The sequence below is a fragment of the Streptomyces sichuanensis genome (assembly GCF_020328095.1).
GTDB classification, from domain to species: domain Bacteria; phylum Actinomycetota; class Actinomycetes; order Streptomycetales; family Streptomycetaceae; genus Streptomyces; species Streptomyces cinnamoneus.
In genome coordinates, this window is the sequence record NZ_JAIXMK010000096.1 from 1 (window position 1) to 11,839 (window position 11,839).

Sequence of the window (11,839 nt, forward strand, 5' to 3'; positions counted from 1 at the left end):
GGGGAGGGCCCTCTGCGGCTGCATGATTCACGGCCCCCGTCGCCGTGGGTGCGAGCCCCGCACTCTGCCGCACATCACTCCCCCAGCTACCGCTGGGGGTGCCCCCAGCGCCGCTTGCCGGGCCCTCCCCGCCCCGGCCCCGCCCCCGCTCCGTCGGCGGCTGCGGGCGCGTCTCGGACAGCGATTCCCAGTTGAGCTCTTCGGCTTCCGGATACTCCTCGCCGTACTCCTCCTCCAGCGGCGGCCAGTCCGGGTCCGGGGCGTCCGCGTACGACTGGTCGGCGCCCGGGTGCGGCCGGTCGGTGAGGTGCTGCAGGTGTGCCCTTACCGCCTCTGCCGCCTGGCGGCGGCGGGCCAGGGACGTGGGGTCCAGGGGGAGGGGCCAGGAGTGGTCCATGGCCTCCTCCTGCAGTGCCGGGTTCTTCGCGCCGTCCTCCGGGGGGTCGGCCCAGACCTCGATCTCGCCGTGGCCCGCCTCGCAGTGCGTGCGCAGCGCTTCGAGGAACGTGGACGGGCCGCGGGGCTTGAGCTGGTGGGGGCCCCACCAGTGGGCGGAGCCCAGGAGGAGGGAGCGGGGGCGGGTGAAGGTGACGTAGCCGAGGCGGAGTTCCTCGGTGTGCTGGTGGGACTTCAGGGCGGCCTTGAAGTCCGTCATGCCCTTGCTGTTCCAGGTGTCGATGTCCGGAAGGGTGGCCGCGTCGCCGCGGAGGGCGTGCGGGAGGACCTTGGCGTGGGCCGTCCAGGACTCGCGGGGCTGTTCGCTCGGGAAGGTCTTCGCCACGAGGCCGGGGACCGCGACGACATCCCATTCCAGGCCCTTGGACTTGTGCGCGGTGAGGATCTTGACGGTGTCCTCGCCGCCGGGCAGGGAGCTGTCGAGGCCCTTTTCGTACTGGACGGCCGTGCGCAGGAAGCCCAGGAAGGCGGTCAGCGTCGTCTCGCCGTCCAGGGCGGCGAAGCCGGCGGCGATGTCGAGGAACTGGGTGAGGGTCTCGCGGCGGCGGGCGGCCAGGGCGTGTGGGGAGGCGGAGAGCTCGACCTCCAGGCCCGTGGTGGCGAGGACGCGGTGGAGGACGTCCATGAGGGGGTCGCCCAGGCTGCGGCGCAGGTCACGGAGTTCGGCCGCGAGGCGGGCGAAGCGGATGCGGGCTTCCGGGGAGAAGGGCAGGCCGTCGTCGGGGGTGTCGGTGGTGAGGAAGGTGTCCAGGGCGTCGGCCAGGGAGATCACCTCGGCCGGGTCGGTTCCCTCCACGGCTTCGGCGAGGCGGCGGCCGGGGTCGGTGCCCTGGATGCCGTAGGGGACGAGCGTACGGGCGCGGCGGCCGAGGAGGGCGAGGTCGCGGGGGCCGATGCGCCAGCGGGGGCCGATGAGGAGGCGGACGAGGGCGGCGTTGGCGGTGGGGTCCTGGAGGACTTCGCAGACGGCGGTGAGGTCGGCGATCTCGGGCAGGTGGAGGAGGCCCGACAGGCCGACGACCTCGACGGGGATGTCGCGTTCGACCAGTGCGCCCTGGATCTGGGCGAAGTCTGTGGCGGTGCGGCAGAGGACCGCGATCTCGCCGGGGCGGGTGCCGGTGCGGACGAGGTGGGCGAGGGAGTCGGCGAGCCAGGCGAGCTCTTCGGCGTGGGTGGGCAGCAGGGCGCACCGCACGATGCCGTCGCGTTCGGCGCCCGGTGCGGGGCGGAGGGCCTCGACGCCTTCGTGGTGGGCGCGCAGGGGGGCGGCGAGGGTGTTGGCGAGGTCGAGGAGGCGGCCGCCGCTGCGGCGGTTCTCGCTGAGGCTGTGGCGGTCGGCGGGGCGGCCGTCGGGATGGGGGAAGTGGTGGGGGAAGTCGTCGAGGTTGGCGACGGAGGCGCCGCGCCAGCCGTAGATGGCCTGGCAGGGGTCCCCGACGGCGGTGACGGCGTGGCCGGTGCCGCCACCGAAGAGGCCGGCGAGCAGGATGCGCTGGGCGACGGAGGTGTCCTGGTATTCGTCGAGGAGGACGACGGCGAACTGCTCGCGCAGGATACGGCCGACTTCGGGCCGGGTGCGGGCCAGTTCGGCGGAGAGGGCGACCTGGTCGCCGAAGTCGAGGAGGTCGCGGCTGCGCTTTTCGCGGCGGTAGTCCTCGACGAGGTCGAGGAGTTCCAGGCGGGCGCGGGCGGTGTCGGGCACCTTGCGCAGGTCGGCGTTGGTGAGGCGGGCGCCGTCGAGGGTGGTGAGGAGCTCCTGGTCGTGGGCGCGGAGGCGGGCGGGGTGGACGAGGTGTTCGGCGAGCTCGCCGTCGAGGGCGAGGAGGTCGGCGGTGAGGTCGGCGAAGGAGCGGGTGAGGGCGGGGTGGGGGCCCGGGGAGGAGCGCAGGACACGGGCGGCGAGCTGGTAGCGGGTGGCGTCGGCGAGGAGGCGGGTGGTGGGTTCCAGGCCGATGCGCAGGCCGTGCTCCTTGAGGAGGCGGCCGGCGAAGGCGTGGTAGGTGGAGATCTGCGGGTCGCCGGCGGTTTCGCTGTCCTCGGGGGCGAGGGGGGCGATGCCGGCCTGGGCGAGGGCCTTGCGGACGCGTTCGGAGAGCTCGCCCGCCGCCTTGTTGGTGAAGGTGAGGCCGAGGACCTGCTCGGGTGCGACCTGTCCGGTGCCGACGAGCCAGACGACGCGGGCGGCCATGACGGTGGTCTTGCCGGAGCCGGCGCCGGCCACGATGACCTGCGGGGCGAGCGGGGCGGTGATGCATGCCAGCTGCTCGGGGGTGAAGGGGATGCCGAGGAGCTCCTTGAGCTCGTCGGGGTCGGTCAGGCGCGGGGTCACACCGGAAACGCTAATGGGGGCCACTGACAGTCACTCCACGATCTGGCGGCCCTCGGGCCGGGCCGTGCAGGAGGCGCGGAAGGAGCAGTGGGTGCAGTGCTGGCCGGGGCGGGGGGAGAAGCGTTCTTCGAGGACGCGGCCGGCGGCCTCGGCGAGGAGGTCGGCGATCCATTCCCCCTCCCCCAGCGGCTGCTGGGCCTGCACCTTGGGCAGGGTGTCGCCGCCGTCCTTCTTCGGGGCGCCCTGGCGGAGCTGGACGAGTTCGGCGCCGCCTGCGGGCGGGCGCGGGCCGGGGAAGAGGTCGTCGACGGCGCCTTCGGCGACGGCGAGCTGGTAGACGGCGAGCTGGGGGTGGCGTTCGACGTCGGGGGCGGAGACGGTGCCCTTGCCGGTCTTGAAGTCGACGACGTAGGCGCGGCCCTGTGCGTCGGTTTCGACGCGGTCCATGGAGCCGCGGATGCGGACGAGGTGGCCGGCGGCCTTGAGGGTGAGGTCGAAGTCGTGTTCGGTGGCGACGGCGGTGCGGCCGCGTTCCATGACGTGCCAGCGCAGGAAGCGTTCGAGTGCGGCGCGGGCGTTGTCCTTCTCCTGCCGGGACTTCCAGGGGGCGTCGAAGGCGAGGGAGTCCCAGACCGTTTCGAGGCGTTCCATGAGGACGGCGAGGTCGGCGGGGGTGCTGCCGGAGGCGACCTCGTCGGCGAGTACGTGCACGACGTTGCCGAAGCCCTGGGCGGCGGTGGCGGGTGCGTCGGCCTTCACTTCGCGGCCGAGGAACCACTGCAGGGAGCAGCCGGTGCCGGTGAGCTGGCCGAGGGCGGTGCCGGAGAGGGCGACGGGGTCGGCGGGGTCGCGCAGGGGGGTGCGGGTGTGGGTGGGGTCGTGGAGGCCCCACCACCGGTCGGGGTGGGCGGAGGGGACGAGGGGGTTGCCTTCGTCGTCGCGGAGGGCGGCGAGCCGGGCGAGTCGTTCGGCGGCGGCGGCCCGCAGGGCGTCGGAGGCGGCGGGGTCGACGGTGGTGGCGCGCAGCTCGGCGACGAGGGCGGAGACGGCCAGGGGGCGGCGCGGGCGCTGGGTGACGTCGACGGGTTCGGTGCCGAGTTCGGTGAGGAAGCGGGAGGGCTGGTCGCCGTCCTCGGCGGCCGCCTTGACGGCGGTGACGACCAGGCGTCGGCGGGCGCGGGTGGCGGCCACGTAGAACAGGCGGCGTTCCTCGGCGAGGAGGGCGCCGGGGCTGAGGGGTTCGGCGAGGCCGTCGCGGCCGATGCGGTCGGCTTCGAGGAGGGAGCCGCGGCGGCGCAGGTCGGGCCAGAGTCCTTCCTGGACGCCGGCGACGACGACGAGCTGCCACTGGAGGCCCTTGGAGCGGTGGGCGGTCATCAGGCGTACGGCGTCGGGGCGGACGGCGCGGCGGGTGAGGGTGTCGGCGGCGATGTCCTGGGCGTCGAGTTCGTCGAGGAGGTTCAGGGCGCCGCGGCCGCCGGTGCGTTCCTCGGCGCGGGCGGCGGTCTCGAAGAGGGCGCAGACGGCGTCGAGGTCGCGGTCGGCGTTGCGGCCGGCGGCGCCGCCGCGGTGGGCGGCGCGCTGCAGGCGGGAGGGCCAGGGGGTGCCGTCCCACAGGGTCCACAGGGCGTCCTCGGCGGTGCCGCCGGCGGCGAGGAGTTCGCGGGCGGTGCGCAGGAGGGCGCCCAGGCGCTGGGCGCCCCGGGCGTACGCGGGGTCGTGTGCGCCGAGGCGCTCGGGTTCGGTGAGGGCTTCGGCGATGAGGGTGTCGGAGGGGCGTGGCACGGTGTGGCCGGCGGCGCGTTCCTCGTCGCGCAGGGCGCGGCCGAGGCGGCGCAGGTCGGCTGCGTCCATGCCGCCGAGGGGTGAGGTGAGCAGGGTGAGGGCCGTGTCGGGGGCGAGGGGCGTGGGGGTGGGGGCGGCGGCTGATTCGGCGACGACGCGCAGGGCGGTGAGCAGGGGGGCGACGGCGGGTTCGTGGCGCAGCGGCAGGTCGTCGCCGTCGACGTCGACGGGGACGCCGGCGGCGGTGAGGGCGCGGCGCAGGCCCGGTATCGAGCGGGCGCCGGCGCGCACGAGGACGGCCATGTCGTGCCAGGGGACGCCGTCCTCCAGGTGGGCGCGGCGCAGGATGTCGGCGATGTTGTCGGTCTCGGCGCCGGCGGTGGGGTAGGTGTACGCCTCGACGTGGCCGCCGTCGTGGACGGCGGCGAGGTCGCGGTGGGCGCGTACGGCTGCGGCGGGCAGCCGGGTGAGGGGCATCCGGCGGGTGAGGAGGCGGGTGGCGGCCAGGAGGCGGTCGGCGGAGCGGCGGGAGACGGTGAGGACCTCGACGGGGGCGGCGGTGCCGTCGCGTCGGGGGAAGAGGTGGGGGAAGTCGAGGATGCCGTTGATGTCGGCGCCGCGGAAGGCGTAGATGGACTGGTCGGGGTCGCCGAAGGCGACGAGGGTGCGGCCGTGGCCGGCGAGGGCGCGCAGCAGTCGTACCTGGGCGGCGTCGGTGTCCTGGTACTCGTCGACGAAGACGGCGTCGTAGCGCTGTCCGAGGTCGGCGGCGACGGTGGGGCGTTCGGCGAGGAGGACGGCGCGGTGGACGAGCTCGGCGTAGTCGAGGACGCCGCGCATGTCGAGGACGTCGAGGTATTCGGCGAGGAAGTGGGAGGCGGCGAGCCAGTCGGGGCGTCCGCCGCGGCGGGCGAAGTCGCCGAGGTCGCGGGGGGCGAGGCCGAGCTCGCGGCTGCGGGCGAGGACGGCGCGGACCTCGTCGGCGAAGCCGCGGGTGGTCAGGCAGGCGCGGAGGTCGTCGGGCCAGCGGACCTTGCCGCGGCCTTCCTGTGCCAGGGCGACTTCGCCGGCGAGCAGTTCGCGGACCATGACGTCCTGCTCGGGTCCGGACAGCAGCCGGGCGGGTTCGGTGAACAGGCCGGTGTCCTGGTGGGCGCGGACGAGTGCGTGGCAGTAGGAGTGGAAGGTGGTGGCGCGGGGGGCGGGTGCGCCGCCGAGGCGGGCCGTCATGCGGTCGCGGAGCTCGACGGCGGCCTTGCGGCTGAAGGTGAGGACGAGGATCCGTTCGGGGTCGGCGCCCCGGCGCACGCGGGCGGCGACGGCTTCCACGAGGGTGGTGGTCTTGCCCGTTCCGGGTCCGGCGAGGACGAGCAGGGGTCCCTGGCGGTGGTCAACCACGGCCTGCTGCCGTGCGTCCAGCTCTGGAGGGGTGACCGCGCCCGGACGGGTGCGTACCAAGCGGTACGCGCCCGGGGCGGGCGGGTGCGCCGAGCGGGACGACGGGGAGGAGCTCACGTGTGTTGCCGGTCCTGGTGGGGGTGCGGGGTGTGGTGCTGCGGGAGGGCCCGGTGCGAAGGGCGGTCACCGACGCTACGCCAGGAGGGGGGTGGGGCGCAGGGCGTCCGGTGAGTCGCCGTCGTCGTTCCGGGGCCTCATCCGTTCGGGTAATGCCTTGGGGCGTGGGCCGGGGTGCGGGTGGGCGGCCGGTGGGCGGGGGGTGGGGTCAGGTGGGCGGAGTCACATCCGCGGGGGCGTCCTGGGTGCCGTCCCAGCGGGCGCGGGTCATGGCGAGCCGGGGCACGTGGCCTTCGGCGGCGGGGCCGGCCTGTCGCAGGGGGGTGCCTTCGTGGCGGTAGTGGTCCAGGGCCCGCAGTTCGTGGCCGGGCAGCAGTACGCCGTCGGCGCGGACCACGCGCCACCAGGGGACCGCTGCGCCGTAGAGGGCCATGACGCGGCCGACCTGCCGGGGGCCGCCCTCGCCGAGCCATTCGGCGACGTCCCCGTAGGTCATCACCCGGCCCGGCGGGATGCGCTCGGCGACGGCCAGCACGCGTTCTGCGTACTCGGGAAGCTCACTCACCGGTCCATACTGCCGCAGCCGCCCGTGTCCCTTCCCGCCACCCACCGGAGCCGGACATTCCACAAGATCACTCAGAGTGCATCCCGACGCTACAGGGCGTACGATCCGGAGTCCGCGCCCCCGAAATGCACCCTGATACCCCCTTGCCCGGCCGGGTCGTGCCACCATCTTCCGGGCGGTGACTGGTGATACGAGACAGAGAAGAGACCGGCAAGCAGCAGGGCGCGCAGCCTCCGGAAGAGGCCCGCGCCCCCGCAGTGCTGCCCTGCCACGAGGACCCGGAGGGCCGCGGCATGGCCGGTGAGTCCGGGAAGCCGGGCAGGTACCAGTGCGAAGGCGGCGAGGTCCACATCGACAAGGTCTCCGGCGACGAGCCCCTGCTCCCCGCCCGTGTCCACCGCCCGGCCGACCTCGTGCGGCTGTTCCTGGGCATCGTCGGCATCGCCCTCGTGCTCGCCCTCGCGGCGTTCGCCCACGGCACCACCACGGGCCTGGCGCAGGACGTCAACGAGAGCACCGGCAAGGCGCCCCAGCTGCTGGCCAGCTTCGCCGGGCTCACGGCCAACATCGCCGTCTTCATCGTCCCGGTGGCCTTCGCCATCGAACGGCTGATCAAACGCGACGGGCTGCGCATCGCGGACGGCGTCCTGGCCGCCGTCCTCGCGCACGGCGTGTCCCTGGCCACCGCCCTCTGGGTGGCCGAGGCCGCGCCCGAGTCCATCCGCGCCGCGCTGACCCAGCGCGCGCCCACCGGCGGCTTCACCGACCCGGTGCACGGCTATCTGGCCCCGGTCATCGCCTATATGACGGCCGTCGGCATGTCCCGCCGGCCGCGCTGGCGCGTGGCCATGTGGGGCGTGCTGCTACTGGACGCCTTCGCGGTGCTGGTCAACGGCTACACCACGCCGTTCTCGATCGTGACCACCGTCCTGATCGGCTGGACGGTCGCCTACGGCACGCTCTACGCCGTCGGCTCGCCGAACGTGCGCCCCACCGGCCAGCACCTCCTCGCGGGCCTGCGGCGCGTGGGCTTCACGCCCGTCAGCGCGCTGCGCACCGAGGACGCCCCGGAGGCCGAGCCGTCCACCCACCCCGACCGCGGCCGCCGCTACCTCGTCACCCTGGAGGACGGCCCGCCCCTCGACGTCACCGTCGTGGACCGGGAGCAGCAGGCCCAGGGCTTCTTCTACCGCGTCTGGCAGCGGCTGGCCCTGCGCGGCATCATCCAGCGCCGCAGCCTGGTGTCGCTGCGCCAGGCGCTGGAGCAGGAGGCGCTGCTCGCCTACGCGGCGATCGCCGCCGGCGCCAACGCGCCCAAGCTCATCGCCACCTCCGAGCTCGGCCCGGACGCCGTGATGCTCGTCTACGAGCACATCGGCGGCCGCACCCTGGACGCCACCGCCACCGAGGAGATCACCGACGAGCTGATGGCGGGCGCCTGGCGTCAGGTCCAGGCGCTGCAGTCGCGCCGCATCGCCCACCGCAGGCTCGACGGCGACGCCCTCCTGGTGGATCGTTCCGGCAATGTGGTCCTGACCGACCTGCGCGGCGGCGAGATCGCCGCCGGCGACCTGGTACTGCGCATGGACGTCGCCCAGCTGCTCACCACCCTCGGCCTGCGCGTGGGCGCCGAGCGCGCGGTCGCCGCGGCCGTGTCGGTCCTCGGCCCCGAGGCCGTCGCCGACAGCCTGCCGCTGCTGCAGCCCATCGCCCTCACCCGCGCCAGCCGCGCGACCCTGCGCCAGCTCGCCCGCGAGCGCGCCCACCGCGAGCGCGAGGCCGCCCTGGAGGCGTCCCGGATCGCCCGCGAGGAGAAGGCCCGCGAACGCGCCGAGGCCGGGGCGACCGGGCCCAAGGACGACCGCAAGATCCTCAAGGCCGAGCGCAAGGCCGAGAAGCAGCTCCTCGACGACGCCGCCGAGGAGGCCCGCGAGGAGGACCTGCTCGCCCAGATCCGCCGCCAGGTCCTCCTCGTCCGTCCCCAGGCCCCCATAGAGCCCGTACGCCTGGAGCGCATCAAGCCCCGCACCCTCATCAGCTCCCTCGCGGGCGCCATCGCCGCCTACGTCCTGCTGTCGCAGCTCGCCCACGTCGAGCTCGGCAAGCTCGTCGACCAGGCCAACTGGTACTGGGTGGCCGCCGCGGCCGGCTTCTCCGCACTCAGCTACGTGGCCGCCGCGATGAGCCTGCTCGGCTTCGTACCGGAGAAGGTGCCCTTCGGCCGCACCCTCCTGGCCCAGGTCGCCGGCTCGTTCGTGAAGCTCGTCGCCCCGGCGGCGGTCGGCGGCGTGGCCCTGAACACCCGCTTCCTCCAGCGCGCGGGCCTGCGCCCGGGCCTGGCCGTGGCCAGCGTGGGCGCCTCCCAGCTCTTCGGCCTGGCGAGCCACATCATCCTGCTGCTGACCTTCGGCTACATCACCGGCACCGAACGCACCTCCTCGGCGCTGCCGCCCTCCCGCACGGTCATCGGCGGCCTGCTCACCGCGGCCGTCCTCGTACTCGTCGTCACGGCGGTCCCCTTCCTGCGCAAGTTCGTCTCGACCCGCGTGCGCTCGCTGTTCGCCGGCGTGGTGCCGCGCATGCTGGACCTGCTGCAGCGCCCCCGGAAGGTCATCAACGGCATCGGCGGCTGGGTGCTGCTGTCCGCCGCGTTCGTCATGTGCCTCGACACCTCCATCCGCGCGTTCGGCGGAGACCTGAGCTACGCGAGCGTCGCGGTGGTCTTCCTCGCCGGCAACGCCCTGGGCTCGGCGGCCCCGACGCCCGGCGGCGTGGGCGCGGTGGAGGGCGTCCTGATCGGCGCCCTCACCCTCGCGGGACTGCCGGCGGAGACCGCGGCGCCGGCGGTGCTGCTCTACCGGCTGATGACGTTCTGGCTGCCGGTGCTGCCGGGGTGGCTGTGCTTCAACCAGCTGACCCGGAAGGGCGCGATCTAGCAGACGCCAACCCACCCCGGGGCTCGGCCTTGCACATGCGGGCCGTATGGCCATACGGTGCCGCACATGCGGTCGTACACCATCGGGCAGGCGGCCCGTCTGCTCGGCGTCAGCCCCGACACGGTCCGCCGCTGGGCCGATGCCGGACGGATCCCCACACAACGCGACGACGCGGGCAAGCGGCTCATCGAGGGGCCCGACCTCGCGGCGTTCTCGGTGGCGCTCGCCGCCGAGGCGCAGAGCGAGGACACGGCGCACACCAGCGCGCGCAACGCCTTCCCGGGGATCATCACCGCCGTCAGGCTCGGCGACGTCGCCGCACAGGTGGAGATCCAGGCCGGGCCCCACCGCCTCGTCTCCCTGCTGACGCGCGAGGCCGTGGAGGAACTCGGCCTGGCCGTCGGCATGGAGGCCGTGGCCCGGGTCAAGGCCACCAACGTGCACATCGACCGCGCCTGAGCCAGGAGAGACCATGCGCCGCACCACCGCCCCCGTCCTGGCCGCCGCCCTGCTGATCGCCCTCACGGCGTGCGGCGGCGGCAGCAAGGACACCGACGCCAAGCAGCAGACCGGACTCACCGTGCTGGCCGCCGCCTCCCTCACCGACGTCTTCAAGACCGCCGGCGCCGCCTACGAGAAGACCCGCCCGGGCACCAAGGTGACGTTCTCCTTCGCCGGCTCCCAGGAACTGGCCGCGCAGGTGCGCCAGGGCGCCCCCGCCGACGCGCTCGTCACGGCCGACACCAAGACGATGGACGGCCTCAAGCAGGAGACGAACGCCCCCGTGGCGATCGCCAAGAACCGCCTGACGATCGCCACGGCACCGGGCAACCCCAAGAAGATCGAGGGTCTCGCCGACCTCTCCAAGGAGGGCGTCAAGGTCGTCCTGGCCGCCCCCGAGGTCCCCGCCGGCCGCTACAGCAAGAAGGTCCTCGAAGCGCAGCACGTCGACGTCCGGCCGGTCTCCCAGGAGCCGAACGTCCGCGCCGTGCTCGGCAAGGTCTCCCTGGGCGAGGCCGACGCGGGCATCGTCTACGTCACCGACGCCGCGGCCGCCAGGGACAAGGTCGCCACCGTGACCGTCCCGGACGCGCAGAACGCCGTGGCCTCCTATCCGGCGGCGACGCTGAAGGCGTCCCGGCACGGCGACGCGGCCAAGGAGTTCGTCGCCTGGCTGACCTCGCCCGAGGCCCGGAAGATCCTCCGGGACGCCGGTTTCCAGCAGCCGTGAGGTTCCGCGCACCCCTGACCCTCGCCGTGCCGGCCGTGCTGGCGGTGGCGTTCCTGTTCCTCCCGCTGGCCGGCATCCTGGCCCGCACGCCCTGGCACACGCTCCCCGGCCGCCTCACCTCGCACGAGGTCACCCAGGCCCTGACCCTCAGCCTCACGGTGTCGGCCTGGGCCCTCGCCCTCTCCCTCGTCCTGGGCGTCCCCCTGGCGTGGCTGCTGGCGCGGGCGGAGTTCCGGGGCAAGGCGCTGGTGCGCTGCCTGGTGATGCTGCCGATGGTGCTCCCGCCCACGGTCGCGGGCGTGGCACTGCTGCAGGGGTACGGCCGGCGAGGAGTGCTGGGCGGCTGGCTGGACGAGACCCTGGGCGTCACGCTGCCGTTCTCCACGGCGGGGGCGGTGGTGGCGTCGGCGTTCGTGGCGATGCCGTTCCTGGTGATCAGCCTGGAAGGAGCGCTCGAGGGCCTGAGCCCCCGGTACGAGGAAGCGGCGGCGTCCCTCGGCGGGGGCCCCCTGCACGTCTTCCGCACGGTGACGCTGCCCATGGTGGCTCCGGGCCTGTTCGCCGGGGCGGCGCTCTGCTGGGCGCGCGCGCTGGGCGAGTTCGGGGCGACGATCACGTTCGCGGGCAACCTCCCCGGCACGACGCAGACGCTGCCGCTGCAGGTGTACCTCCTCCTCCAGGACGACCCGGAGGGCGCGACAGCGGTATCCCTGCTCCTCCTGGCGATCGCGATGCTGGTCCTCCTGTCCCTACGCGGCCGCTGGCTGAACCCGCAGCCGCCGGCGGAGCGGGGGCGGGGCCGGGGCGGGGAGGGCCCGGCAAGCGGCGTTGGGGGCACCCCCAGCGGTAGCTGGGGGAGTGATGTGCGGCAACCTTCCGGGTTCACATCCACGGCGACGGGGGCCGTAAATCATGCAGCCGCAGAGGGCCCTCCCCGCACCGGCCCCGCCCCCACCCACGATCACCGCTTGCGCACCACGGTCACGGGTGCCACCCAGGCAACCCTCGACGCCGCCCCCGGC

General features: G+C 74.4%; 7 protein-coding genes. 4 read left to right on the forward strand and 3 right to left on the reverse strand.

From position 1 onward, the window contains the following. The 3 genes from LE181_RS24095 to LE181_RS24105 all read right to left on the reverse strand — a co-directional run. Nucleotides 1-2,785 (reverse strand): ATP-dependent helicase (locus LE181_RS24095; protein WP_225663579.1); only part of this gene is annotated, 2,785 nt, incomplete at its 3' end. A 30-nt stretch (nucleotides 2,786-2,815) separates the two neighbouring features. After that, the gene (locus LE181_RS24100) at nucleotides 2,816-6,085 is read right to left on the reverse strand and encodes an ATP-dependent helicase (RefSeq protein ID WP_225663580.1); all 3,270 of its coding nucleotides are present in this window, start codon (nucleotides 6,083-6,085) and stop codon (nucleotides 2,816-2,818) included. A 208-nt stretch (nucleotides 6,086-6,293) separates the two neighbouring features. Further along, entirely contained in the window at nucleotides 6,294-6,650 is a 357-nt protein-coding gene (locus LE181_RS24105) for an MGMT family protein (RefSeq protein ID WP_308103309.1), read from the reverse strand. A gap of 293 nt (nucleotides 6,651-6,943) precedes the next feature. On the opposite strand from LE181_RS24105, the gene LE181_RS24110 reads away from it, so the two are divergent. The 4 genes from LE181_RS24110 to LE181_RS24125 form a co-directional block, all read left to right on the forward strand. After that, nucleotides 6,944-9,586 carry a flippase-like domain-containing protein gene (locus LE181_RS24110; protein WP_225663585.1) on the forward strand — a complete coding sequence of 881 codons (2,643 nt, stop codon included), beginning with the start codon at nucleotides 6,944-6,946 and terminating at the stop codon, nucleotides 9,584-9,586. Between the two features lie 66 nt (nucleotides 9,587-9,652). After that, nucleotides 9,653-10,045 (forward strand): TOBE domain-containing protein, encoded by a 393-nt coding sequence (locus tag LE181_RS24115; protein WP_225663582.1) that lies wholly within the window; start codon nucleotides 9,653-9,655, stop codon nucleotides 10,043-10,045. A 13-nt stretch (nucleotides 10,046-10,058) separates the two neighbouring features. Then, nucleotides 10,059-10,817, forward strand: coding sequence for a molybdate ABC transporter substrate-binding protein (gene modA, locus LE181_RS24120; protein WP_225663583.1), 759 nt, complete (start codon nucleotides 10,059-10,061; stop codon nucleotides 10,815-10,817). Then, the coding region (locus tag LE181_RS24125) for an ABC transporter permease (protein WP_225663584.1) at nucleotides 10,814-11,839 on the forward strand (1,026 nt) is incomplete at its 3' end. The genes modA and LE181_RS24125, both read left to right, overlap by 4 nt.

Bases quoted from the DNA above. Each gene is read 5' to 3' on its own strand.
- modA (WP_225663583.1), top strand. From the start codon at position 10,059: ATGCGCCGCACCACCGCCCCCGTCCTGGCCGCCGCCCTGCTGATCGCC.
- LE181_RS24110 (WP_225663585.1), top strand. From the start codon at position 6,944: ATGGCCGGTGAGTCCGGGAAGCCGGGCAGGTACCAGTGCGAAGGCGGC.
- LE181_RS24115 (WP_225663582.1), top strand. From the start codon at position 9,653: ATGCGGTCGTACACCATCGGGCAGGCGGCCCGTCTGCTCGGCGTCAGC.